This is a genomic window from Corallococcus macrosporus (assembly GCF_017302985.1).
In the GTDB taxonomy this organism is placed as follows: domain Bacteria; phylum Myxococcota; class Myxococcia; order Myxococcales; family Myxococcaceae; genus Corallococcus; species Corallococcus macrosporus_A.
Genome location: NZ_JAFIMU010000002.1, coordinates 110805 through 135347 on the forward strand (window position 1 = coordinate 110805; position 24543 = coordinate 135347).

General features: G+C 69.6%; 21 protein-coding genes and 1 pseudogene. 12 read left to right on the top strand and 10 right to left on the bottom strand.

Annotated features, from left to right (window positions below; translation table 11 throughout):
* Window positions 1-7: 7 nt before the first annotated feature.
* Window positions 8-1054 carry a histone deacetylase family protein gene (locus JYK02_RS00935; RefSeq protein ID WP_207047966.1) on the bottom strand — a complete coding sequence of 349 codons (1047 nt, stop codon included), beginning with the start codon at window positions 1052-1054 and terminating at the stop codon, window positions 8-10.
* Window positions 1055-1144: 90 nt separating this feature from the next.
* Here JYK02_RS00935 and JYK02_RS00940 point away from each other — a divergent pair, with 90 nt between their 5' ends.
* The 5 genes from JYK02_RS00940 to JYK02_RS00960 all read left to right on the top strand — a co-directional run bounded on the left by JYK02_RS00940 (window position 1145) and on the right by JYK02_RS00960 (window position 7520).
* Window positions 1145-3208 carry a methyl-accepting chemotaxis protein gene (locus JYK02_RS00940; protein WP_207047967.1) on the top strand — a complete coding sequence of 688 codons (2064 nt, stop codon included), beginning with the start codon at window positions 1145-1147 and terminating at the stop codon, window positions 3206-3208.
* A 26-nt stretch (window positions 3209-3234) separates the two neighbouring features.
* Window positions 3235-4539, top strand: coding sequence for an MFS transporter (locus JYK02_RS00945; RefSeq protein WP_207047968.1), 1305 nt, complete (start codon window positions 3235-3237; stop codon window positions 4537-4539).
* Window positions 4540-4692: 153 nt separating this feature from the next.
* Window positions 4693-5172 (top strand): Sec-independent protein translocase protein TatB, encoded by a 480-nt coding sequence (gene tatB / locus JYK02_RS00950; protein ID WP_207047969.1) that lies wholly within the window; start codon window positions 4693-4695, stop codon window positions 5170-5172.
* A 39-nt stretch (window positions 5173-5211) separates the two neighbouring features.
* Complete coding sequence (gene tatC, locus JYK02_RS00955; RefSeq protein ID WP_207047970.1) at window positions 5212-6417, top strand: twin-arginine translocase subunit TatC; 1206 nt, start codon at window positions 5212-5214, stop codon at window positions 6415-6417.
* Window positions 6418-6428: 11 nt separating this feature from the next.
* A complete protein-coding gene (locus JYK02_RS00960; protein WP_207047971.1) occupies window positions 6429-7520 on the top strand; it encodes a potassium channel family protein in 1092 nt (363 codons plus the stop codon).
* Here JYK02_RS00960 and JYK02_RS00965 read toward each other — a convergent pair.
* Complete coding sequence (locus tag JYK02_RS00965; RefSeq protein ID WP_207047972.1) at window positions 7492-8319, bottom strand: NAD(P)H-dependent oxidoreductase; 828 nt, start codon at window positions 8317-8319, stop codon at window positions 7492-7494. The genes JYK02_RS00960 and JYK02_RS00965 overlap by 29 nt on opposite strands.
* A gap of 75 nt (window positions 8320-8394) precedes the next feature.
* Between JYK02_RS00965 and JYK02_RS00970 the strand changes: the two genes are divergently transcribed.
* The 4 genes from JYK02_RS00970 to JYK02_RS00985 all read left to right on the top strand — a co-directional run bounded on the left by JYK02_RS00970 (window position 8395) and on the right by JYK02_RS00985 (window position 11414).
* The gene (locus JYK02_RS00970) at window positions 8395-8739 is read left to right on the top strand and encodes a winged helix-turn-helix transcriptional regulator (RefSeq protein ID WP_207047973.1); all 345 of its coding nucleotides are present in this window, start codon (window positions 8395-8397) and stop codon (window positions 8737-8739) included.
* Between the two features lie 58 nt (window positions 8740-8797).
* Entirely contained in the window at window positions 8798-9718 is a 921-nt protein-coding gene (locus tag JYK02_RS00975) for an MBL fold metallo-hydrolase (protein WP_207047974.1), read from the top strand.
* Window positions 9719-9776: 58 nt separating this feature from the next.
* Window positions 9777-10418, top strand: a complete 642-nt coding sequence (locus JYK02_RS00980) for a hypothetical protein (protein ID WP_207047975.1) — start codon at window positions 9777-9779, stop codon at window positions 10416-10418.
* Between the two features lie 201 nt (window positions 10419-10619).
* Window positions 10620-11414, top strand: a complete 795-nt coding sequence (locus JYK02_RS00985; protein ID WP_207047976.1) for a transglycosylase SLT domain-containing protein — start codon at window positions 10620-10622, stop codon at window positions 11412-11414.
* Between the two features lie 3 nt (window positions 11415-11417).
* Here the strand turns inward: JYK02_RS00985 and JYK02_RS00990 are convergent, their stop codons facing one another.
* The 3 genes from JYK02_RS00990 to JYK02_RS01000 are packed head-to-tail and all read right to left on the bottom strand — an operon-like array spanning window position 11418 to window position 16568.
* Window positions 11418-13931 (bottom strand): ACT domain-containing protein, encoded by a 2514-nt coding sequence (locus JYK02_RS00990; RefSeq protein WP_207047977.1) that lies wholly within the window; start codon window positions 13929-13931, stop codon window positions 11418-11420.
* Complete coding sequence (locus JYK02_RS00995) at window positions 13928-15274, bottom strand: alpha/beta fold hydrolase (RefSeq protein WP_207047978.1); 1347 nt, start codon at window positions 15272-15274, stop codon at window positions 13928-13930. Before JYK02_RS00995 ends, JYK02_RS00990 begins: the two co-directional genes overlap by 4 nt.
* Window positions 15275-15278: 4 nt before the next feature.
* On the bottom strand, window positions 15279-16568 hold the full coding sequence (locus JYK02_RS01000) for an O-acetylhomoserine aminocarboxypropyltransferase/cysteine synthase family protein (RefSeq protein WP_207047979.1): 1290 nt from the start codon (window positions 16566-16568) through the stop codon (window positions 15279-15281).
* A 407-nt stretch (window positions 16569-16975) separates the two neighbouring features.
* Here JYK02_RS01000 and JYK02_RS01005 point away from each other — a divergent pair, with 407 nt between their 5' ends.
* Window positions 16976-17902 carry an alpha/beta hydrolase family protein gene (locus tag JYK02_RS01005; RefSeq protein ID WP_207047980.1) on the top strand — a complete coding sequence of 309 codons (927 nt, stop codon included), beginning with the start codon at window positions 16976-16978 and terminating at the stop codon, window positions 17900-17902.
* 63 nt (window positions 17903-17965) lie between these two features.
* A pseudogene (locus tag JYK02_RS40875) lies at window positions 17966-18854 on the top strand (IS701 family transposase); the annotation flags it as partial.
* Window positions 18855-18856: 2 nt separating this feature from the next.
* Here JYK02_RS40875 and JYK02_RS01015 read toward each other — a convergent pair.
* The 4 genes from JYK02_RS01015 to JYK02_RS39390 all read right to left on the bottom strand — a co-directional run bounded on the left by JYK02_RS01015 (window position 18857) and on the right by JYK02_RS39390 (window position 22412).
* Window positions 18857-19882 (bottom strand): hypothetical protein, encoded by a 1026-nt coding sequence (locus tag JYK02_RS01015; protein WP_207047982.1) that lies wholly within the window; start codon window positions 19880-19882, stop codon window positions 18857-18859.
* A gap of 208 nt (window positions 19883-20090) precedes the next feature.
* A complete protein-coding gene (locus JYK02_RS01020) occupies window positions 20091-20573 on the bottom strand; it encodes a hypothetical protein (protein WP_207047983.1) in 483 nt (160 codons plus the stop codon).
* A 101-nt stretch (window positions 20574-20674) separates the two neighbouring features.
* Complete coding sequence (locus JYK02_RS01025; RefSeq protein WP_207047984.1) at window positions 20675-21310, bottom strand: glutathione S-transferase family protein; 636 nt, start codon at window positions 21308-21310, stop codon at window positions 20675-20677.
* Window positions 21311-21419: 109 nt separating this feature from the next.
* A complete protein-coding gene (locus JYK02_RS39390) occupies window positions 21420-22412 on the bottom strand; it encodes an alpha/beta hydrolase (protein ID WP_242588286.1) in 993 nt (330 codons plus the stop codon).
* A gap of 87 nt (window positions 22413-22499) precedes the next feature.
* Here JYK02_RS39390 and JYK02_RS01035 point away from each other — a divergent pair, with 87 nt between their 5' ends.
* Window positions 22500-23687 (top strand): cytochrome P450, encoded by a 1188-nt coding sequence (locus JYK02_RS01035; protein WP_207047985.1) that lies wholly within the window; start codon window positions 22500-22502, stop codon window positions 23685-23687.
* Between the two features lie 5 nt (window positions 23688-23692).
* Here the strand turns inward: JYK02_RS01035 and JYK02_RS01040 are convergent, their stop codons facing one another.
* Window positions 23693-24541, bottom strand: coding sequence for an aldose epimerase (locus JYK02_RS01040; RefSeq protein WP_207047986.1), 849 nt, complete (start codon window positions 24539-24541; stop codon window positions 23693-23695).
* Window positions 24542-24543: the final 2 nt, after the last annotated feature.

The following is a 24543-nucleotide window of genomic DNA, read 5'->3' on the forward strand; positions in this document are numbered from 1 at the left end:
CACCTCGTCAGCGCACGCTGGCCCAGTACGGCTTGAGCGCTTCACGGCTCGTGGCCAGCGCGGCCCTCGCGTCCGCGTTGGTGGCTCCGGACGCGAAGCTGTCATCGCGCCCCGCCAGCACCTCGATGCACGCGTGCACGGAGTTCGACAGGCCCTCCAGCGAATAGCCTCCCTCCAGCACCAGCACCAGCTTGCCGCCGGAGACCTCCTCCGCCAGCTTGCGCACCGCCGTGCACATCGCCGCGAAGCCGCGCTCGGTGACGTCCATGCCGCCAATCGGATCCGCGCGGTGCGGGTCGAACCCCGCGGACACCAGCACCAGGTCCGGCCGGTACGCCTGCGCCACCGGGAGCAGCAGCTCCTGGAAGATCATCCCGTAGTCCGCGTCCGTGTTGCCGCCCGGCAGGCCGCAGTTGACCGTGAAGCCCTGGCCCTCTCCCCGGCCCACCTCCGGCGCCGCGCCGCTGCCCGGGTAGTAGGGGAACTGGTGCACCGACTGGTACATCACGTCCCGCCGCCCCCAGAACGCCGCCTGCGTGCCGTTGCCGTGGTGCACGTCCCAGTCCAGCACCAGCACGCGCCCGGCCCCCAGCCGCCGTCCAGCCTCCGCCGCGATGGCGACGTTGTTGTAGAGGCAGAAGCCCATCGCCCGGTCCGGCTCCGCGTGGTGGCCGGGCGGACGCACCAGTGCGAACGCGTTCCTCGCGTGCCCCGCCATCACCTGCTCCACGGCCTGCACCGCCGCGCCCGCCGCCAACCGCGCCGCGTCGATGCTGTCCGGCGACACCGCCGTGTCCTCGTCGATGCGCTCGAAGCGGCCCCCCAGCCTCTCCATCGCTTCGAGGTGCGCCGGGGTGTGCACCGCGAGGATCTCCGCGTCCGTGGCGGAGCGGGGCTGCGCCATCGCCGTGCCCTCGACGGGGTTGCGCGCCAGCATCTGGAGGATGCGCCGCAGGCGGGCGGGCGACTCGGGGTGGCCCTCACCGGCTTCGTGCTGGAGGAAGAGCGGGTCGGTGAGCAGCAGCGTCGCGGTCATCCCCTGGACCTTACGCATCCTCCCTCCGGGAGCCCAGCGTCCGGCCCTGACAGGCGGGGAAGTCCGTTCCTTGCCCGGACGGGCCGCCCTCCCTACAGTGGGCCGGCCTTGCCACGTCGCCTCAAGAAACCCGGTCTCCGGGGCATCCTCCTGGGTTCGTTCGGTCTCGCGCTGGCCGTCATCCTCGGGACGCTCTACTTCGTCGTTCCCCTCCAGGTGGACAACCACCTGAGGGAGCGCATGGCGCTCCATGCCCAGAACAAGGCCAAGGAGGTCAAGGCCCTGGTCGAAAAGCAGGCGAAGACCCAACCGGTCCCCAACCTGGAAGGGCTCTACCTGGAGGATGACGACTTCAGCGTCATCGCCGTCCTGGATGCCCAGGGCGTGCCCCGTGCCACCTACCCCGCGACGCCGCCCCAGTGGTTCACCCAGGGCCTGGAGGAGCGCCTCAAGTCGCGCCCCTTGCCTCCGCTGACGGAGACGCACTTCGACTCCAAGGACTGGGCCGTGTCCGAGCCGGTGTTGCTCGCGGACGACGTGCCCGGTGAGGTCGTCGTGGTGGTGGCCGGGGCCCGGCTGGCGGGCGTGCTCGAGTCCCTGCGCCACACGGTGCTGCTGGCCTTCGTCGTGGGCCTGGTGCTCTTCCTCCTGACGGCGTTCCTCATCTCGCGCGCGTTCATCCTCCACCCGCTGGACGCGATGATGTCCATGGCGCGCAAGCTGGCGGAAGCCGACCTCACCGGCCGCGCGGAGGTGCGCAACAGCAAGGACGAGCTGGGCCAATTGGCCGAAGCCCTCAACCGCATGGCCCAGTCCTGGCGCGACACGCTGGGCCGCGTGCGCGGCGTGTCCGACGTGGTGGCCGGCGTCATCGAGCAGATCCACCGCACCGGCACCACCGTGTCCTCCGGCGCGGGCACCGTGCAGTCACGCGTGGAGGAGACGTCCTCCTCCATGGTGGAGATGATGGCCTCCTTGCGCGGCATCGCGGAGAACGTGGAGGTCCTCTACCAGAGCGCGGAGGAGAGCAGCTCCTCCATCATGGAGATGGCCGCCACCAACGACGAGGTGGCGGAGAACGTCCAGGCCATGGCCGCCAGCGTGGAGGAGACCACCAGCGCCATCGAGGAGATGACGTACTCCATCAAGGAGGTGGCGAAGAACATCGAGGACCTCTCCGCGTCCACCGAGGACACGTCCTCCGCCATCAGCCAGATGGACGCCGCCATCGGTCAGGTCGACGCCAACGCCAACGAGACGGCCCGCCTGTCCGAGCAGGTCTTCGAGGACGCGCAGACCGGCGTGGAGGCCCTGCGCAAGACGCTCTCCGGCATCGACCGCATCAAGGAGACCAGCCGCACCGCCGCGGGCGTCATCGACAGCCTGGGCCGGCGCATCAGCGAGATTGGCAACATCCTCAACGTCATCGACGACGTGGCGGAGCAGACGAACCTCCTGGCCCTCAACGCCGCCATCATCGCCGCGCAGGCGGGCGAGCACGGCAAGGGCTTCGCGGTGGTGGCCGAGGAGATCAAGGACCTGGCCGAGCGCACCGGCGCGTCCACCAAGGAGATCGCCGAGCTCATCCGCGGCGTGCAGGAGGAGAGCCGCAACGCCGTGGTGGTGATGAACCAGGGCGTCAAGAGCGTGGAGGAGGGCGTGCAGCTGGGCCGCGAGGCGGAAGGCGCCCTGCGGAAGATCAACGACAGCACCCAGAAGTCCACGCAGATGGTGAAGGCCATTGCCCGCGCCACCGTGGAGCAGGCGCGCGGCAGCAAGCAGGTGACGGCCGCCATCCACCGCATCTCCGCCACCGTGTCGATGATCAGCCAGGCCTCCAACGAGCAGGCCCGCGGCGGCGAGCAGAACATGAAGAGCGCGGAGCGGATGAAGACGCTCACCCAGCACGTGCAGCGCTCCAGCCAGGAGCAGGCGCACGGCAGCAAGCAGATCACCCGCTCCATCGAGAGCATCAACGAGATGGTCACCCACCTGAACCGCGCCCAGAAGGAGCAGACCAAGGGCAGCGAGCAGGTGCTCAAGGCGGTGGAGACCATCAAGGGCGTGTCCGAGCACCAGACGCGCTCGGTGCGCCAGCTGGAAGAGGCCATCGACAACCTCACGCGCCAGGCGGAGATCCTGCGCGCGGAGGTCCGCCGCTTCCGCGTCTGACGCACCGCGAGTCCCCGAAGGCCTCCATGCCCGAGTCGTCCGAGTCCGCCGCCCCCTCCCGTCCCGTGTCCGAGCGCGCCGTGGTGCTGCTCATCGGCGCGGTGCAGTTCGTCAACATCCTCGACTTCGTGATGGTGATGCCGCTGGGCCCGGACTTCGCGAAGGGGCTGGGCATCGAGTCCTCGCACATCGGGACCATTGGCGGCAGCTACACCGCCGCCGCGAGCGTGGCGGGGCTGCTGGGCGGCTACTTCCTGGACCGCTTCGACCGGCGCAAGGCGCTGGCCGTGTGCATGCTGGGGCTCGTCGCGGCCACCGCGGCGGGGGGCCTGGCGCTGGGGCTGTCCACGCTGCTGCTGGCGCGGGTGTGCGCGGGCATCTTCGGCGGGCCGGCGACGGCGCTGTCGCTGTCCATCATCGCGGACCTCATCCCGGTGGAGCGCCGGGGCCGGGCGCTGGGCTCGGTGATGGCGTCCTTCTCCGTGGCCTCCGTGCTGGGCGTACCCCTGGCGCTGAAGGTGGCGGAGGTGGGCGGCTGGCGGCTGCCCTTCTTCGTGGTGGCGGCGCTGGGCCTGGTGGTGGTGGGCGCCGCGCTGTGGCTGCTGCCGCCGGTGCGTGGGCACCTCAAGCCGGGAGGCAGCGCGGCGCGGGCCCCGGGCGTGCGGGAGCTGATTGGCCACTCCGACGTGCAGCTGTCCTATCTGATGACGGCGCTGGTGATGATGAGCGGCTTCATCGTCATCCCCAACATCTCCGCCTACGTGCAGCAGAACCTGGGCTACCCGCGCGACCACCTGTGGATCCTCTACTTCGCGGGCGGCATCGTGAGCTTCATCACGCTGCGGCTGACGGGGCCACTGGTGGACCGCTTCGGCTCCTTCCGCGTGGGCACGGTGGGCGTGGTGCTGGCGGCCGTCACCACGTACGCGGGCTTCGTGCACTACCCCGCGTGGCTGCCCATCCCGGTGCTCTTCATGGTCTTCATGCTGGCCATGGGCGTGCGCAACGTGGCCTACAACACGCTCACCTCGCGCGTGCCGGACAACCCGGTGCGCGCCCGCTTCATGTCGCTGCAGTCCGCCACCCAGCACATGGCCTCCGCGCTGGGGGCCTTCCTGTCGTCGCGCCTGCTGGTGGACCTGCCGGACGGGACGCTGGGCGGCATGGACACGATTGGCTGGGTGTCCATCGGGCTGTCGGTGGGGGTGCCCGTCATGCTGCGGGTGGTGGAGGCGCGGGTGCGCTCGCGTGAGCAGGCCCGGGCCCTGGCGGTGCCCCCGGCCCAGGGGATGGCGGCGCCGCTGTCGCCCCAGGCCAACCCCCACGCCTGATGGGGCAATGTGCCCCAGAGGGAGGAGGGTGCCCGGCCGCCCGCCTCCCGGACACGAGGCCGGCCGGACGCTGGACGGTCGCTGACGGTTGCGCGGGCCCGCCGTGGGCGCGATAACCCCGGGACGTTCCCTTCCAGGGGAAGACGACGACCCATGTTCAACATCGGCGCAGGCGAAATGGTGTTCATCCTGGTGGCCGCGCTGATCGTGCTCGGCCCCCAGCGGCTGCCTGAGCTGGCGCGGGCCATCGGCAAGTTCATGCGCGAGTTCCGCCGGCAGACGGACGATGTCCGCAACGTCGTGGAGCGCGAGTTCTACGCCATGGACCAGGACTTCAACGCGGAGCCCCCGCCGCGTCCAGGCACGCGCGTGCCGTCCCCGCCGCCGGAGCTGGCCGCGTCCTCGCTCCCGGACGGGTCCCCGCCCAACGTGCTGGCGGAGCCCGCCCCCGCGCTCACCGCGACGCTGGACCCCGCGAACGTGCCCGCCCCTTCGGAGGCCGCCGCCGTGGATGGCGCCGCTCCTGGCACGGAAGCCAAGGTGGATGCGGCGCCGGCGCAGGACGAGAACGGCCTTCCGCAACTCGCCCCCATCCCGGGCACGGTGGCGCGCAACGCGCCGAAACGGAGCTGAGCCCTGAACCGCCAAGGGGTTGACCTGTCGGACTTCCGCATGAGCCTGGCGGAGCACCTCACGGAGCTGCGCTCGCGGCTCGTGAAGTGCTCGCTCGCGGTGCTCGTGCTGGGCGCCGTGTCGCTCATCTTCGCCAAGCCCATCTTCGGCGTGTTGATGCGGCCGGTGCTGGACGCGCTGCCCCCGGAGGGGCGCTCGCTCGTCTACACATCCGGCATCGAAGAGATCAACGTCCTGATGAAGGTGGGCGTGTACTGCGGCATCTTCCTCACCACGCCCGTCATCCTCTGGCAGATCTGGGGCTTCGTGGCGCCGGGGCTCTACCCGGAGGAGCGCAAGTACGCGTCGCCCTTCGTGGTGCTGGGCTCCGTGGCCTTCATCGTGGGCTCGCTGTTCTGTTACTTCCTGGTGCTGCCCTCCATGTTCAAGTTCCTCCTCAACGAGGAGGAGACGCTCGCCCTGGAGCAGCGCATGGACACGGCGCGCATGGGCGCCGAGGACTCGCTGCGCTTCCTGCGCATTGGCGAGGTGGAGCGCGCCGGCCACGTGGCCAAGGAGACCAGCGCCGCGCTGACCGCCGTGGGCGAGGGCCAGGTGAAGGACCCGCAGGTGGCGACCGCGAAGAGCGTGGAGCTCACCGCGCGCCTCAAGGGCCTGGGCGACCTGCTGGACGCGGCGTCGGACGGGATGGGCGTCTCCGTGCGCGGCGTGCTGCGCCAGGCGGTGGAGAAGCGCGTGGAGGCGGTGACGGCCTTCGGCAAGAAGGACTACGTCGCGTCGGAGGCCGCCATGGACCAGGCGGCCAGCCTGCTCGCGGGCGTGGCGCCCACGCGCGCGGAGGAGATGTCCGGCCTGTGGCGGCTTCAGAAGGAGCTGGCCAAGGGCCACGCGGATGCCGAGGCCGCGCGCTGGACGCGGCCCATGCTGACGATGAACGAGCAGCTGTCGCTGGTGCTGCTGCTCATCCTCGCCTTCGGCGTCATCTTCGAGCTGCCGCTGGTGATGGCGCTCCTGGGCATCGTCGGAGTGGTGCAGTCGAAGTGGCTCTTCCGCTATCAGCGCCACGCGTTCGTGGTGTGCCTCATCGCGGCGGCGGTGCTGACGCCCACGGGTGACGTGGTGAACCTGTCGCTCATGGCCGGTCCCATGCTGCTCTGCTACGAGCTGGGCGTGCTGGCGGTGTGGCTCATCGAGAAGCGCCGTGAGAAGGCGGAAGCCTCCACGGACATCACCCCGGCGGCTTAAGCTCTCCGCGCATGAAGAGCCCCGCCGCGCGCCTGATGGTGGACCTGCGGTACCTGCGCGCGCTGTCGCGGAGGTTCCGCAGCACGCTGGTGCTGGCGGTGGTCCTCTTCGGGCTAGGGCCGGCCCTGTACCACTGGCGCTACGTGGGGCCGGGCGGGGACCGCATCTCCTACGGAGAGGCGCTGCACCACGTCTACTTCCTGCTCTTCGGCCAGCCGTCGCTGCCGTACGTGAGCGACTGGCTGGTGGAGCTGCTCAACATCCTCATCCCGCCGGTCAGCATCGCGCTGGTGGTGGATGGCGTGGTGCGCTTCGCGTACCTCTTCTTCGCGCGGCACAAGAACGACAAGGAGTGGGTCTCCGTGGTGTCCGAAACGATGAAGGGCCACGTCGTGGTGTGCGGCGCGGGCCGCGTGGGCTACCGCGTGGTGACGCAGCTGCGGGAGATGGGCAAGGACGTCGTCGTGGTGGAGAAGCGCGAGGACGCGACGTTCGTGTCCGCGCTGCGCGACGAGAACGTGCCCCTGCTCATCGACGACACGCGCAGCCCGCTGTGCCTGCCGCGCACGCACGTGAAGAAGGCGTCCGCCATCGTCTGCGCCACGGACGACGACCTGGCGAACCTGAACATCGCGCTGGACGCGCGGCGGCTGAACCCCGGCATCCGCGTGGTCATCCGCCTGTTCGACGACGACCTGGGCGCGAAGGTGCGCGACACGTTCAAGGCGGAGGCCCTGTCCAGCTCCTCGCTGGCCGCGCCCGCCATGGCGCTGGCCGCGTTGGATCCGCGGCTCATCCATTCGTTCCGCATCGGCAAGCACCTGATGGTGGTGTCGCTGTTCGTGGTGCGCGACGGCCTGACGGGGATGAACGTGTCCCAGGTGCGCGACCGCTTCGGCGGCCTGGCGCTGTCGCTCATCCGGGGTGACACGGAGACGCTGCACCCCAACGGGGACGTGGTGCTCCAGGCGGGGGACCAGGTCACCATCCAGGCGTCCTATCCGGAGTACTGCGCCCTGCGCGCCTTCACCGGCGAGTCGGACGCGCCCGCGTACGCGGACCACGACAACTTCCTCATGCCGGGGTACCGCCCCACGGGGTGAGCGGACGCTGCTTGGGTTCGCCCTCGCGCACCCGGTGGATGCGGGTGCCGGAGGCGCCCTCGCCGAGCCCGGGCTTCAGCACCTGCTGCGTGTCGTAGTGCCCGCCGTTCTGCCTGCGGAACGGGATGGGCGCGTCGGTGAACAGGCCGTCCAGCCGCGCCTTGAAGGCCTCCGCCACGGCGGGCCACTGCTCCTCCTTCATGCGGTCGGACTGGTAGACCGTGAAGGACGGCAGGACGTCCATCCCCGGATAGAAGAGCACCCCGTGCTCGATGGGGAAGAGCAGGTCGTCCAGGGCGCCGTTGACGCCCCGGTCGGTGTAGTGCGGCGCGCGTCCGCCGATGGTGAGGGAGAGCATGGCGCGGCGGCCCATGAGCGTGCCCTCGCCGTAGCGGTCCCCCCAGCGGTCGCCGCCATGCACGCCCACGCCGTACGCGAAGCCCAGGGCGAAGACCCGGTCGATCCAGCCCTTGAGGATGGCGGGCATGGAGAACCACCACAACGGGAACTGGAAGAGGACGGCGTTGGCCCAGAGCAGCTTCTGTTGCTCGGCGGTGATGTCCGCGGTCTGGGTGCCGTTGGCGTAGGCGGCCTTCGACGCGTGCTCGTAGAAGAGCCGCTCTCCGGCGGTGGAGGTGAGGAAGTCCTCGCCATCCGCGATGGCCTTCCAGCCCATGGCGTAGAGGTCCGACACCTGGACCGCATGGCCTTGCGCCGTCAGGTGTTGCACCGCCAGGTTCTTCAGTGCGCCGTTGAGCGAGCGGGGTTCCGGATGGGCGTAGACGATGAGGACGTTCATGGCCCATGAGGTACGATTGCGGTTATTTTCACGCAAGTACGCACAAGTTTGGGCAGTACGTACAAAGAGGTAACCATGAGCCGCAAACGTGACGACGACTCGAACACGAACTGCGCGGTGGAGGCGTCCCTCGGCGTCATTGGAGGACGGTGGAAGGGCGTGGTGCTGTACTGGTTGCTGAAGGGCACGCACCGCTTCGGTGAGCTGCGCAAGCGGCTGCCCAATTGCAGCCAGCGCATGCTGACGTTGCAGTTGCGCGAGCTGGAGGAAGACGGGCTGGTGAAGCGCACCGTCTACGCCCAGGTGCCGCCGCGCGTGGAGTACGAGCTCACCGCCTTCGGCCGTTCGCTGGAGCCGGTGCTCATCGGGCTGCGGGACTGGGGTGAGAAGTACAAGCGCCGGTTGCAGCGCGCGGGGTGAGGCTTGCGAGCGGGACCGCCGCCGATTAGGCAGGGCGCGCTTTCTTCCGGAGGCCGCCTTGCACCGTTCCGCCGTCGTCCTGGGTCTGCTGGCCGTTCTGTCCTCGGGGTGTGCGTCGTCCCCGCCGCGTCTGAAGGGGGCGCAGGTGACGCTGGCCTCGCACGCGGACGCGCGCGTGGGGACCTACGTGTCGTCTCCGTGGGGCTTCAGCACGTCGTCCTATTGGATTGAAGGGCCCACGGGGCTCATCCTGGTGGACACGCAGTTCCTGCCGTCCGCGGCGGAGGAGTTCGTCACCTGGGCGGAGGCGGTGACGGGCAAGAAGGCGGAGCTGGCCATCGTGCTGCACGCCAACCCGGACAAGTTCAACGGCACGGACGTGCTGCGCAAGCGCGGCATCCGCGTGGTGACGAGCGAGCAGGTGCGCGCGGCCATCCCGGCCATCCACGAGAAGCGCACGCGGGCGTTCGGCGCGCGCTATGCGCCGGACTACCCGACGTCGCTGCCGCTGCCGGACAGCTTCGGGAGCCAGACGGCGGAGCTGAGCGCGGGCGGAGTGACGGTGAAGGCGCACGTGCTGGGCGCGGGGTGCAGCGAAGCGCACGTGGTGGTGGAGTTCGACGGGCACGTGTTCCCCGGCGACCTGGTGGCGAACGACGCGCACAGCTGGCTGGAGATGGGCCGCACGGAGGAGTGGCTCCAGCGGCTGGAGGAGCTGAAGGCGCTGCGCCCGAAGTGGGTGCACCCGGGGCGGGGGCCTTCCGGCGACGCGGGGCTGCTCGCGAGCGAACGGCAGTACCTGGAGCGCGTCATCGCGGAGGTCGCGGCGGAGAAGCCCCAGGGGCCGTTCACGGACACGGCGGCGCAGCACATCCGCGCGCGCATCGAGGCGGCGTACCCGGGGCTGCGCTTCCCGGTGTTCCTCGACATCGGCCTGCCAGCGGAGTGGGAGCGGCAGTCACGGGTGGCCGCGCCCTGAGGAGCGCGGCTTCAGGGGCAGGACAGCGGCGTGTACGATGGGTCAGCCAGGAGCGTCAATGTCGACAGGTCGGACGGCGGATGGTGGATATCAGGCAGGAGTGCGGCGCTCGTACGCGGTGGGCTCGGAGATGGCCTGGGCCGCCTGGGGCGAGGAGGCAGGACTCGTGCGCTGGGTGGGCGCGTGCTCGCAGCCGCTGACGCAAGGGGAGCAGGTCTCGCTTCCGGACGGCACGCGCCTCAAGGTGGTGCGCCGGGTTCCGCCCCAGCAGCTCCGGCTGCGCCTGGAGCGTGACGAGTGGCCCCGCGCTCGCACCGTGCAGCTTCGCGTGCTGCCGTCGGTGCATGGCGTCACCGTCGCGCTCCATGCGGAAGGACTGCCGGACGCGGAGGCTCGCGAGGAGACGCTGGCCCGGTGGACGCGTGCGCTGGAGAGCTGGGATGCGTTCTCCGGAAGGGCCGTGACGGTGAACCGGGAAGGGCCTCCGAAGCGTGAGCCCGCTGGGAAGAAGGGCGCCCGGAAGCCTCCCGCGCTGGAGGCAGGCCTCGCGAAGAAGGGCGCCGCCGAGCTGAAGAAGCATGGCCCCGCGCGCGGGACGAAGAAGGCCGCGGCCACGAAGCAGCCCCGGGTGGCGAAGAAGCAGGCCGCGCCCGCGAAGAAGGCCGTGGCGAAGAAGAAGGCCCCTGCCCGGCGCCGGTGAACGCAGCGCGGGTGGTGACCGGGGTTCGTGCGCCGATGACTCCAGTCACCAGGGACGAGCCCCGGTGCGCCCCACCGTGGCTCCCGCTTCCTCAAGGACATCAACCACTTGGCTTGCGGTGGATGTCCGCCAAGGGGTTGGCATGTCCCCTGCTGTAGGTGTTCCTCGTCAGCAGCACTCAAGCTCTCGAGGAAAACCCCCATGGTCATCGCGCCCGGCGCCCCCCGCCTCCCTTCTTCCTCCCGCATCCCCTCCCAGGACCTCGGTCTCAGCCCGGAGGCCATGTCCGCTGGCCGCGTGCAGGGCGGTGGCTGCCAGAAGCCCGGGTCGGGCTTCGCGTCCCGGTTCCAGCAGGACGGCTTCAGCGCGGGCCCCGCGAAGGGCGCGCAGTTCAAGCAGTTCATGGAGGGGCTCACCGAGGTGGTGAAGGAGCTCCAGCAGGTCGTCCAGACGCTCCAGGCCACCATGGGCGGTGCCAATGCCGCCACGGGCGGCGTCGACGGCGCCCAGGGCCCGTCCGGCGTGTCCGGTGCGTCCAGCAAGGACGGCACGCCGGGCACGGGCGGCGCGTCCGGCGCGGGTGACTCGTTCCAGGCGGACTCCGCTCAGTCGGCCGGCGCCACGGGCGACATGCCGAAGGGCGAGGTGGGTGACTGGATCAAGCAGGCCATGGAGATCCTCAAGGCCGCGGGCGTCCCGGTGGACAAGATGAACCCCCAGGACATCGCGAAGATCATCGAGCACGAGTCCAGCGGCAACCCGAACGCCATCAACCTGACGGACCAGAACGCGAAGGACGGCCACCCCTCCATCGGCCTGATGCAGACCATCCAGCCGACGTTCGACGCGTTCAAGCTCCCGGGTCACGACAACATCCGCAACCCGGTGGACAACATCATCGCGGCCGTGCGCTACGCGGTGGACCGCTACGGCTCCGTGTCCAACACCCCGGGCATCCAGGCGATGAACGGCGGCAGCGGCTACGTGGGCTACTGAGCCTCACCGCCCTCGCAGGTTCTGGGCAATCTTCAGGATGTCCGCGAGGACGCCCGCCGCCGTGACGGGGCCTCCCGCCCCCGCGCCCTGCACGAGCAGCGGGTAGTCCGCGTAGCGCTCCGTGGAGAAGGCCACGAACGCCTCCGAGCCGCGCAGCCGCGTGGCCGGATGCTCCTCCGGCACGGCCACCGGACCCACGCGCAGCACCGGCCCGTCCTTCGCCGACGGGTCGATGCGCGCCAGGTAGCGCAGCACCTTGCCCTCCGCGCGCAGCCCCTCGATGCGCGAGGTGAACGTCCGGTCCAGCTTCTCCAGCCCCGCGAGGAAGCGCTCCACGTCCGCCTCCTCCAGGGACTCGCGAGGCACGAACGGCTCCACCTCCACGTCCTCCAGCGACAGGTCCAAGCCCTGCTCACGCGCGAGGATGAGCGCCTTGCGAGCCGCGTCCGTGCCCGCCAGGTCCTCGCGCGGATGCGGCTCCGTGAAGCCCTTCTCGCGCGCGGTGCGCACCGCCTTGGACAGCGGCACGCCGTCCATCAACTGCTGGCTCAGGTATCCGAGCGTCCCGGAGAACGAACCCTCCACCCCGTGCACCCGGTCCCCCGTGCGCACCAGGTCCTTCAGCGTCTGGATGACCGGGAGCCCCGCGCCCACCGTCGTCTCGTAGTGGTACGCGCGGTGGTTCAGGTGCGCCGTGCTCCGCAAGCGCTCCCAGACCTCACGCGGCTGCGTCAGCGGCTTCTTGTTCGCCGCCACCACGTGGATGCCGCTGCGGAAGGCCTCCAGGTATAGCTCCTCCATGCCCTCCGCCGCGGTGCAGTCCACCAGCACCGGCACCGGCAGCCGGCGCAGCGGCTCCAGCAGCGCGCGCACCACGGGCGGCGACGCGCCTTCAGGCACGGACCCGATGCGCTCGCGCCACTGCTTCAGCGGGATGCCCTCCGGTGAGAAGAGCACCCGCCGGCTGTCCGCGAGCCCTACAAGATTGAGCTGGATGCCGTGCTCCTGCGCCAGCGTCTCCTGCAGCGCGCGCAGTTGGTCCAGCAGGTTGCTGCCCACCACGCCGTGCCCCAGCACCAGCAGGCTCACCTCTTCGTGCGCGAAGTGGAAGGCCGCGTGCACCGTGCGCACCGTCAGCGCCGTCTCCGCCCCGTCCACGATGAACGAGATGGAGCGCGCGCTCGCCGTCTGCGCGATGGCGCGCACGTTGATGCCCAGCGCGCCCAGCGGCTGGAACAGCCGTCCCGCCACGTTGGCGCCCTGGCCCATCGCCTCCGCCACCAGCGCCACCTGCGTCACCGGCGCGCGCACCTGGGGCGGCTGCAACGCTCCGCGCTCCAGCTCCGGCGCCAGCTCCCGCCGCAGCACCTCCTCCGCGCGGGCCGCGTGCGCCCGGCGCAGCACCACCGCCACCGAGCGTCCCGGTGACGACTGCGCCGCCATCCACGCGTCGATGCCGGCGGCCTCCAGCGCCTGCAACGCGCGAGGCCCCACCGGCCGCGCCGCCTCCTCCGTGCCGCCCTCCAGGCCCAGCAGCGCCAGGTCCTCCAGCGACACCACGCACGTGGGCACGCTGCCGTTGCCTGCGCCGCGCACGTCGATGAGGGTGCCGGGCTCCTCCGGCTGTTGCAGGTGGCGCACGCGCAGCGGGATGTCCGCGTCGCGCAGCGTGGACAGCGCGCGCGGGTGCAGCGTGGGCAGGCCCAGGTACACCAGCTCCAGCGCCTCCGTGTAGCTCAGGTGCGGCACCGGTCGCGCATCCGCCACGTGCAGCGGATCCGCCGTCATCACGCCGGGCACGTCCGTCCACAGCGTCAGCGGCGTGCCCAGCAGCACGGACAGCACCGCCGCCGTCTCGTCCGCGCCCTCCACGCCCAGCGTCGTGGAGCGCCCATCCAGCGCCACGCCCCGTCCGCCCGCGTGCAGCGTCAGCCGTCCCTCCCACGAAGGCCGCAGCGTCGCCACCCGCGCGCGGGTGTGCTCGCGGTTCACGCGCGCCTGTCCGGGCTCGCCCTCCGTCACCGTCCAGTCCGCCGCGTCCACCTCCAGCGACGGCACGCCGCGCGCCCCCAAGAGCCGCGCCAGCAGTGCCGCCGTCAGCCGCTCGCCGGTGCCGCGCACCACGTCCTCCAGCGCGGGCCGCCGCTCACGCACCAGGCTGGCGCCATCCAGCGCGCGGCGTGCGGGCTCCAGCAGTGACGCCAGCGTGCGTGCGCCGTCCGCCTCCACCGACGTGGAGCCCGGGGGCGCGCCCAGCCGGCGCTCGGCCTCCTCCAGCATCAACAGGCCCCGCGCGAGCAGCCCGTCCAGCTCCTGCCGGGCCAGCGTGGAGTTGCCCTTCAACGCGATGGACAGCGCGGACTCCAGCCCCGCCGCGAGCCACGGCGGCGACGACACGATGGCGGCGCGCGTGTTGCCCGCGTCGCGGCGTGACAGGTGCGTGGCCACGGACGCGAGTCCCTGGGCGGTGTCGAGCAGGAAGGGAGCGTAACGGGTGATGCTCACTGGGGCGGTCATGAGGTCTTCCGGGCGCGGACGCCGGCAGGGGAGAAGAGGCGATCGTCGCGGCCCAGGCCCGCAGGCAGGGCGAGCGCGCGGATCAACAGGGGCGCGAGCGCGTCCCATTCGATGAGGAAGCCGTCGTGGCCGTGCACGCTGCACAGGACCGCGTGCTCGGCATGGAGTCCCTGCGCGCGCAGGCGCCGGGACAGGTTCTTCATGTGCTCGGGAGGAAAGAGGACGTCCCGGTCGATGCCAACGGTCAACGTGCTCGCGCGGATGCGGCCCACGCCGGGACCTCCGTTGGCTGTCGGCACGCGCGTGAGGTCGTGATGGTCCATGGCGCCCAGCAGCGCCAGGTAGGAGCGGGCATCGAAGCGCGCCTCCAGCTTCGCGCCCTGGTGCTCCAGGTAGCTCTCCACCGGATACAGCGTGCGCGACGACCACGCCTGCGGACGCGGCTGGAGCGCGTCCAGTCCGGCCTCCGCGCGATAGGTGAGCGTCGCCAACTGGCGCGCCAGCTCCAGGCCGCGCCGCGGAGACTCGGGGTACTCGGGGTCGAGGAGCAGGGCCTGCCGGGCCACGTGGTTCCAGCCCACCACCCACGCGGACGCGGCCTCCGCCGTCGCGATGGGCACCATGCGCTGGAAGCGCTCCGGCGCGAGCGCCGCCAGGCACAGCACCACCATGCCGCCCAGCGAGCCGCCGGTGACGAGCGCCACCTCGTCCACGCCCAGCGCGTCCAGCGCCGCGAGGATGGAGCGCGCCTGGTCCCACGGCGTGAGGGTCGCGGGCAGGCTCCGCTCGTCCAGGCGCAGGTCGCCCTTGGGCAGCACCGGCGAGGGGCCGAAGCGCGTGTCGTCGGTGCGCTGCGGGAAGCCCTCGTCGGCGGGGCCGAAGGTGCCGTAGCAGGAGCCCAGGTTGTTGAAGCACAGCAGCCGCACGCGCGATGGGTCCAACGGCCGGCCATGCCCGATGACGGGCTCCCACCAGCCGCCTTCACCACCGGCGTGCATGTCCCCGGTGAGCGCGTGCACCAGCAGCACGGTGGGCACCGCGTCCGGTGTGCGGCGGGGCCCGGTGCGGCGCGTGCCGCGCAGCTCGGAGGCCGCGTCGCGCAGTTCGGAGGCGGACCTGCGCACCACGCGCAGCCGGCCTGCCCGTGTCGCTTCGTCGGAATGCACGCGGGCGCGCGACTGCAACCACGCGAGGTCCTCCGGGGGCCCCCACCACCAGCCGCGCACGAGGTGGGGCGCCACGCGGGCACCGGCCTCCAGCGGCAGGTCCGGCAGCGACAAATCAAAGACGCGCGGGGTCTCCGCGCGCGGGGGCACTTCCTGGCCAGGCCTCACGGGTCGCATGGCGTCAGGCCGCGCTCAGGGCCTGGTCCAGGTCGGCCAGGATGTCGTCCAGGTGCTCCAGGCCCACGGACAGGCGCACCAGGTCGTCGGTGACGCCCGTGCTGGCGCGCTCCTGCGGGCTGAGCTGTTCGTGCGTGGTGGACGCGGGGTGGATGATGAGCGAGCGCGTGTCGCCGATGTTCGCGAGCAGGCTCCACAGCTTCACGCCGTCAATCACCTTGCGCCCGGCGGACAGGCCGCCCTTCACGCCGAAGGTGACGAGCCCACCGAAGCCGCCCTGGAGGTACTTCTTCGCGTTGAGGAACGAGGGGTCGTCCTCCAGGCCCGGGTAGCGCACCCACTCCACCTTCTTGTGCTGCTTGAGCCACTTCGCCACCGCGAGCGCGTTCTGCGAGTGGCGCTCCAGCCGCAGGCGCAGCGTCTCCAGGCCCAGGATGAACGCGTGCGCGTTGAAGGGGCTGAGCGCGGGACCCAGGTCGCGCAGGCCCTCCAGCCGGGCCTTGAGGATGAACGCCGCGGGGCCGAAAGCCTCTCTCAGGCGCAGGCCGTGGTAGCCGGGGTTGGGCTCGGTCAGCTCCGGGAACCTACCGTTCTCCCAGGGGAAGTTGCCGCCGTCCACGATGACGCCGCCAATGGAGGTGCCGTGGCCGCCGATGTACTTCGTCGCGCTGTGCAGCACGATGTTCGCGCCGTGGCGCAGCGGGTTGAAGAGGGCGGGGGACAGCGCGGTGTTGTCCACGAAGAGGGGCAGGCCCGCTTCACGTGCCACGGCGCCGATGGCGTCGAAGTCCGGCACGTCCAGGCGCGGGTTGCCGAGCGACTCCAGGTAGAGCGCCTTCGTCTTCGGCCCGATGGCCTGACGGAACGCGTCCGGGTTGCCCGCGTCCACGAACTTCGTGGTGATGCCCAGGCGCGCGAGCGTCACCTTGAAGAGGTTGTACGTGCCGCCGTAGAGGCTGGCGCCGGAGACGATCTCGTCCCCCGTCTTCAGGATGTTGAGGATGCCCAGCGTCTGCGCGGCCTGGCCGGACGCGACCGCGAGCGCTCCGACGCCGCCTTCGAGCGCGGCGATGCGCTTCTCGAAGACGTCCGTCGTGGGGTTCATGATGCGCGTGTAGATGTTGCCGAACTCCTTGAGGCCGAAGAGGGCGGCGGCGTGGTCCGCGTCGCGGAAGCGGTAGCTGGTGGTCTGGTAGATGGGCACCGCGCGAGCGCCAGTGGTGGGGTCGGGCGAGTAGCCGGCGTGCAGCGCGAGCGTGTCGGGGTGCAGCGGACGTTCGGTGGGCGTGCTCATGGCAAGGGACTCCTGTTCGCGTCGCTCCGGAAGGAGCGCGCGTGCGTGAGGGCGGACGGGTGGTGGGGACGTCAGGACACTGCGGGCGGCGGGGAGGGCTTCAGGACTCGGTGGGCGCTGCGACGCTTCTCGGCAGGGGTGCGAGAGCGGAGGCCCGGAACGACGAAGCCCACCGACCCTCGCGGGTGGGTGGGCTCCGGTTGGCTCGCCAGGGGCAGGCTGTGCGTCAGCCGGCCGCGGCGGGCTTGGGCCCACCCGGAACAGGCATCGAACACATGCACATGGCGGAGGTGACGAACATTCTGCGAGAAGAAGTAGACGCGATGTCGCGAGCTGTCAAGCCACCCTCCAGAACATCACCGCACGTGTCGCGCGCCCGTGACAACGATTCACCGCGTATTCCCAGAATGAAGTCCTTCCACCGTCATGTCCTGCTGGCCTGTCTGTTTCTCTCTGCGTGCTCCAAGCCCGCGCCGCCCACGTCCGTGAACCTTCGAAAGACCTTCCGCACGCAGTTGAAGGTGGAGCCCGAGCAGCGCATTCCCGCGCCCACGCCGCGAAAGGAGCTGTTCGAACTGGTGCGCTATCCCGCGCCGCTGGGCACGAACGCGGCCTACGTCACGCCCGTGCGGGAAGGCGCGAAGCGGCCCGCGGTGGTGTGGATCCACGGTGGCATGGACTTCGGGATCGGCGCCCTGGCGTGGGCGCATTCGTCCCGGAGCAATGATCAGAGCGCGCGGGCGTTTCGTGAGGCGGGGCTGGTGTTGATGCTGCCGTCCTTGCGAGGGTCGAACGACAACCCGGGCGCGCGTGAGTACTTCCTGGGCGAGGTGGATGACGTGGTGGCCGCCATCGACTTCGTGGCGCAGCGCCCTGACGTGGACCCCGCGCGCATCTACGTCGCGGGCCACAGCACGGGAGGCACGGTGGCGCTGATGGCGGCGGTGCTGTCGCCGCGCTTGAAGGGAGCCTACGTGTTCGGCCCGGTGCACGACGTGTCGGAGTACGCGCACTACGTCCCGCTGCTGGGACAGGCCCGTGGGCCGGAGCTGTGGATGCGCAACCCGGTGAGCTACGTGGAGCACCTGCGCGTGCCCACGCAGGTCATCGAGGGCTCGGACCACGGGAACATGGACGCATTCGAACCGCTGCGCGCGGCGGCGAAGGGCGCACCGCTGTCGTTCCTCGCCGTGCCGGGTGCCACGCACTTCAGCGTGCTCGCGCCCGTGACGGAGCTGCTGGCGAAGCGGCTCATGGAAGCGAAGGCGGACGCGCCCACGGTGATGCTCACGGACGCGGAGGCCCGTGAGGCCGTGGCCGCTGAGCAGGAGTAGTCAGCGCACGTTCGCGTTCGCGGAGTAGGGCGGCACTGTGCTTGACCCGCCGGGCCAAGCACACCTGAGGAGTGGGTGAAGGAACGGACAGGCGTAAGGCTGCCGGTGTCCCCGCGGCGCTGGGTGCGTCACGCAAATGGGAGCTGGCGCTGGAGCAGTTGGACGACGCGCTGAAGTGAGGCGTGCGTAAGCACGTCGTGCTGGCGGATGCGGGGTATGGCAACTGCCGTGAGTTCCGCGAAGGCCTCACGGCGCGAGCACTGCCTTACCTTGTCGGAGTGCCAGGGCAGCACAAGGAGTGGCCGCCAGGAGCTACGCCGCACCGTCCGGTGAAGAAGGCGGGCGAGTACGGCCGTCCCCGGACGCGCTTTGTCGACGGCAGCGGCGTGCAGCCTTGGACGATTGAGGAGCTTGCGCGCAAGTTGCCCGAAGAAGAGTACCGCCGTGTCAGCTGGCGCGCCGGGAGTCGTGGCAGGCAGGCGTCCACCTTCGCCGCGGTGCGAATCCAGGTCGCTAAAAGCCACGTCATCCGCAATGCACCAGGTGCACCCGAATGGCTGTTGTGTGAATGGCCGCAAGGGTAATCCGCGCCGACGAATTTCTATCTCTCGTCATTGCCGGCAGAGACGCCCCTTAAACGCCTCGTCACCCTGGCGAAGCTGCGCTGGCGCGTCGAGCGTGACTACCAGGAGATGAAAGGCGAAGTGGGGCTGGACCACTTGGGGGCACCTGGAGAGGCTTTCACCATCACGCCACGCTCTGCATTGTGGCCCATGGATTCCTCGCTCCGTCGATCGCTTTTCCCCCGGAGGAGGATTCCCTGGACGATGCCCCAGGTGCGTCGGCGGCTTCTGCAGTTGCTGCTGCGCCGCCGCGACCATTTTTCGCTGTGCCTCCGCAGACTCGGCGCTCGCGCTCCTCCTCGAGGATCGTCACGAATCTGATCAAATAGTATCAGCCCCGCGCGAGCAACTCGAGCTCGGCGAACATGCCCGTCGCGGTTGCGAGTTGCAGCCGCGTCTCTGTCGACGCCCGCCGCCACCCCAGGTGTGTTCGCGCCACGGACTGACGTACTGCTCTATCCAAGTCTCCAGCAACAACTGCATCGAAGATGTTGCGGCTCAGACCCGTCCGGATGCGAATCTCATCGAACGCCATACCATTGTCGGTGTGAAGTTCGTGAGGGTAGAAGACGGTGCGTGACTGCACGATAAAAGGCTCTTTTTGTAACTTGCCGATGCCAAGCACTGTTGAGAGTTCCCGGACACGTTCGGCAGGCGGACCTTTCATCTCATTTTCTTTAAGGGCCACCGCGTTTCCCTCTCGACGTAGACCGAGTAAGTGCAACGCCGAGGCGACATTCGCGCGAGCGGCGGCGACCGCTAGGTTATCACCCCCGTTTCCCTGATTGCGCTCGCCCTCTGCTAGCTCAATCTCCGGGTCGATGATTTGGCAGAGAGGCTTCCCGCCGCCGTGCTGAGGAATATAGACGCCAGCGACGAGGCTCTGCCCCAGGGCGTAGGGAGGGCCGACGCGCATGTTCTGCTTCTGAGGGATACCGTTGTTCAGGAGCTTGTAGAGGGTGCTCGGTGTCTGGGTGCCCTTGCATTCGATGATGTGCGCCCGGCCCTTGGTGTCGACGGCGACAAAGTCGGGACTTTTGCGCTGCCCTTTCTTCTGGGATGGCTTCAGACTGAAAGCAGGCGTGTTGAGCGTCTTCACAAGGTACTGCGTGTGGGCGAAGTAGATGGTGTCGAGCGCTTCGAAGAGCAGAAGCGTAGTGATCCCCATTCCGAAGTCGTCGCTCAGCACCGTCTTCTGGTGAGGATCGAGTTCTGTCCACTCATGCCGGAGGTGCAGGAGTGGGCCCTTGTCCAACGCAGGCAGATAGCGCGCGCATGCCCAGCTGTTGTCGAACTCGAAGCCGAGGGCAAGAGGTGGTGCCGTGAGAAGAGCAATGAGCACCAAAACCTCACGCATGTCTACAGGGACGAGCTGTTTGTGGAGCGACATTATCTTGGGGGGACCGGTTTCGCGCCCCACGAACTCACGTCCACATTGACCAACAGATGACGAGACACCGACACAGTCACCTCACGTCGCTAATGCGATCCGGTCATTTCCCAGAGGTACTACAGTATTTCGAGAGCGCTCCTTCGCGGCAGGCGCCCGAAATGATCGAGTAATATTAGCGCACCGGAAATGGCGACAGCTCTTCGAGCAGTCGCTTGGCCATCTTGAGATCCAGTTTCTTTGGTCCGTGTTGGAGCCCACCAACGAACGGTTGGAAATTACCTGGCCCGTGGATCAGGTCGACGAGATTACGCAGCAGCGGTCCAGCATTGTTTGGGGGGAAGTAGACGACTTGGCAGGGCCAGCCTATCGGCCATCTTCGCTCGCGAGTAAGAAGGTCGTTGAAGAAGTAATTGTCAACCGTCCTGTTTGCTGGCATCTGCAACAACTTTACGGCCCCCACGACTCGCCCGCGCTGGCCTTCATTTTGGTACACATCATCGGTCCCCTCAGGGATGTAGATGGCAATCATGTCATCCGTGCCGAGGAGGTCATCGACCATTTCCTTTAACTTGACTCCGGCCTTCGCGGGGACCGCAATGTGTTCCTGCTCGGGACCCAGCCCAAACATCGCTTCAAGGTAGCGAATCGTCGCCATGTTTAATCCTCCAGAGGCAGACACGGACGGGACTTAGGTGTTCGCGGCCGCGTGAAGATCCTCCTCGCTCAAGTATTCTACTGCGCCTCGCTCCGTTTCCATTAAGGGCTGTCCCTGAACACGTGCGCGTTCGCGGAGTAGGGCGGCACGGGGCCCAGGAAGCCGGGCTGGGCCTTCACGCGCTCCAGCCACGCGCGCACGGATGGGTAGGGCACGAGGTCCACGCCCGCCTCCGGCGCCAGGTGCGTGTACGCGTAAAGGCAGACGTCCGCGACGGTGTAGCGCTCCGCCACTAGGAACGGGTGTTTGCCCAGGTGCCGCTCCAGCGTGGCCAGCGCGCGCTCGCCGTTCTGGATGCGATTGCGGAGCACGTCGGACTCTGGCGGCTGCCGGCCGGTGAGGAGCCAGAAGCGTGCGGTGCCCAGGTTCGGCTCCACCGCGTTCTGTTCGAAGAACATCCACTGGTGCACCTGCGCCCGCGCGAAGCGGTCCTCCGGCAGGAACCGAGTGCCCTCCGCGAGGAACAACAGGATGGCGTTGGACTCCGCGAGGAACCGCCCGGGCTCCGGCTCCAGCACCGGGATGCGGCCGTCCGGGTTCTTCGCGTGGAAGTCCGCCGTGTGGCTCTCCCCAGCGAAGATGTCCACCGGCACCAGCTCGTACGCGACGCCCAGTTGGTTCAGCAGCGTGCGGACCTTGTAGCCATTCGCGGAGGGGAGATAGTCGTAGAGGCGCATCCGGGCTCCAGCAAGAGGATGCGCGCGACGCTATCGACCGGCCTTCTGCCCTCGCACTCCGCTTCTTGCGATGGAATCACCGCGAGAAGCGGAGCAGGGAAGACAGCCGTTACTGCGCGGTGGCCTCGTTCCACACTTCCGTGACGCGGCCCACCTGGTCGAACGCGCAGTGCGCAGCGCCCGCGATGACCTTGTCGTTCACCGGGAACTGGAGCCCGGTGAGGTACTGCTCCGCCGCCTGGATGTCCTGGAGGAGGTAATCCTGGTCGCCGTACGTGAAGTAGAACTTCGTGCCCGCGCGCAGCGCCGCGTTCGACGCGTCCCAGTTCATGCTGCCCGACCACGGCTTCTCACCGCCGCAGCTCAGCGCGTAGACGCCCGGGTAGCGGTCGCCGTAGCGCGGCAGGAAGCTGGCCGTCAGCTGGATGGAGCCACCCGACGAGCCGCCGAAGAGGATGGGGCCGTCCTGGATGTCCCAGCCCTTGCGCAGCGCCTCGATGAGCGACACCAGCTCCGCCGCGTTCTTGCCCTCCAGGTCGCGCGCCTCGATGGGCGCCTCCGTGGTGCAGTCCGTGCGCTCCGGCACCGTCCACCACGCGCACTTGTTGGGCGCGAGCGCCGTCACGTAGAGCGTGTTGTGCCCGTACGTCCAACCGCCGTGCGTGAACAGCGAGCGCGGGTTGTTGCCGTTGTACGTGGCCGCGCCGTCACCGTGCAGGTAGATGGCCAGCCGCATGGGCCCGGGCGCGATGCCCTGCTTCGGCTCGATGTACTTCACCTCCGTCGCGCCCACCTGCGCCACGCAGTACGTCAGCGTGCCCGCATCCGTGCTCACCGTGCCCGTCTTGCTGCACGCGAGCTTGCCGGAGCCGTGCGAGCTGCTTGTGCCCGCGTCCGTGCCCGTCCCAGCGTCCGTGCCCGCGTCGACGCCGGTGCCCGCGTCCGTGCCCGCGTCCACGTCGGTGCCGGCGTCCACGTCCGTGCCCGCGTCGCGGCCCGCATCCGTGGTGGAGGTGCCTGAGTCAGGCGTGACTTCATCGGGGTCGTCGGAGCACGCGGACAGACCCAGGGCGAGAACGGCGGCGAGGAGGATGCGGGACATGGTGACTCGAAGGGGGAGGAGGCAGCGCCTCTGTTCAGGAGCCAGTATACCGGGTATAGATTTCCAGTCGGGAAAGGAAATTCTTCCATGGCTGAACGAGTGAACCTGCTGGCCCCGGAGGTCCGGGCGAATCCCTACCCCGTCTACGCGGAGCTGCGCCGCACCGCGCCGGTGTGTCAGGTGGAGCCCGGCGGGCTGTGGGCCCTCACGCGCTTCGAGGACGTGGCCGCGGCCTTCAAGAACCCGCAGGTCTTCTCCTCCGCCGGCGTGCGCACCACCACCGCGCCGCCGTGGCTGGGCCACAACCCGTTCTCCGAGTCGATGATCGTCATGGACCCGCCGCACCACATGCGGCTGCGCACGCTGGTGAGCCGCGCGTGGACGCCCGCGGCGGTGAACCGGCTGGAGCCTCGCATCCGCGGCTTCGCGCAGACGCTGGCGGAGCGGCTGACCCCGGGGCGCGAGGTGGACCTCGTGGACGCCTTCGCCATGCCGCTGCCCGCCAGCGTGATTGGCGAGCTGTTCGCCTTGGACCCCACCATGACCGCTCGCTACAAGCGCTGGTCGGTGGACCTGTCCAGCGTGTCCGGCACGACGGAGAAGGACACCCACCGGCACGAGTCCATCAAGGCCACCGTGCGCGAGATGGAGGACTACCTGTCCAACGTCGTCGCCGAGCGCCGCCGCCACCCGCAGGACGACATGGTGTCGGACCTGGTGAAGACGCGCGTGGACGGGGAAGCGCTCTCCGACGCGGAGGTGATGAGCTTCCTGTTCCTGCTGGTGGTGGCGGGGCTGGAGACCACCGTGCAGCTCGTCAGCCACAGCGTGCGCCTGTTGATGGAGCAGCCGCACCTGGTGGCCCGGCTGCGCGAGAACCCGTCACAGGTGGGGCGCTTCGTGGAGGAGGTGCTTCGCTACGAGCCCTCCGTGCACGGCCTGGTGCGCGTGACGACGAAGGCCACGGAGGTGTCGGGCGTGGTGATTCCGGAGGGCGCGCGCGTGGCGCTGATGATCGGCTCCGCGTGCCGCGACGGCGAGCGCTTCAAGGACCCGGACACCTTCGACATGGACCGCGAGGGCGTGAACAACATGCCCTTCGGCCACGGCATCCACTTCTGCCTGGGCGCGCCGCTGGCCCGGCTGGAGGCGCGCGTGGGGCTGGAGGTGCTGCTGTCCCGCTTCACGCGCTTCACGCCCACGGGCCCGGTGAAGTGGAACACCTCCCTCACCGTGCGCGGCCCGCTGAGCATGCCCCTCATCCCGCACGCCTGAGGCGCTTACGCCTCGATGTCGAAGGCGAGCGACACGCGCTCGCCCGGAGCGACGTGCAGCAGCCCCTCGCCGGTGGCCAGCGCCCCGGCGGCGGCCGTCCACGGCTCCACGCAGACGAAGTCCTTCCCCGTGAGCGTCCACACGACGAGCATGCGGAACTCCCCGCTCCACGACAGCTTCACGGGGGACAGGCCCGGGCCCCGCTCCAGCACCGTGCCCGGCGCGGAGTGGTCACGCAGGTGCATGTCCACCTCCTGCGCGGTGAGGTCCAGGCCGGTGAAGGGCACCTCGTGCTTCGCGCGGTTGTCCCACGCGTGCGTGGCGTCCGTCTCCACGCGCGCCTGGGCCTTCTGCGCTTGAGGCACGCGGAAGTACGGGTGGTAGCCCAGGTGCAGCGGCAGGGGCCGCGTGTCCCGGTTCTCCAGGTCGAAGTCCAGCGTCAGCCTGCGGCCCGCGAGCGAGAACGCCAGCTGCGCGTCGAACGCCCACGGGTACTGGCGCAGCGTCTCCTCCGACGACGTGAGCCCCAGCACCAGCAGGGACTCTTCCGCCTGGCGCACCGTCCACGGCAGCTTCCGCGCGAAGCCGTGCTGCGGCAGCGAGTACGCCTTGCGGTCCGCCGGATACGTGTCCCCGGGCAGGGGACCGGCGTTGGGAAAGAGCACGGGGATGCCCCCGCGCACGCTCTTCGTGAGGTCGGCGACGGTGCCCTCGTCCAGATAGAGCACGTCCTCGCCCTCCACCACCATGCGCGTGACGAGCGCGCCGCGCGTGGGGATGACCTCCACGCGGCAGCCGCCGTCCTCCAGCGCGTAGGTGTCCAGCCCCGCGATGCCCGGGAACGGTCCGCTCATGG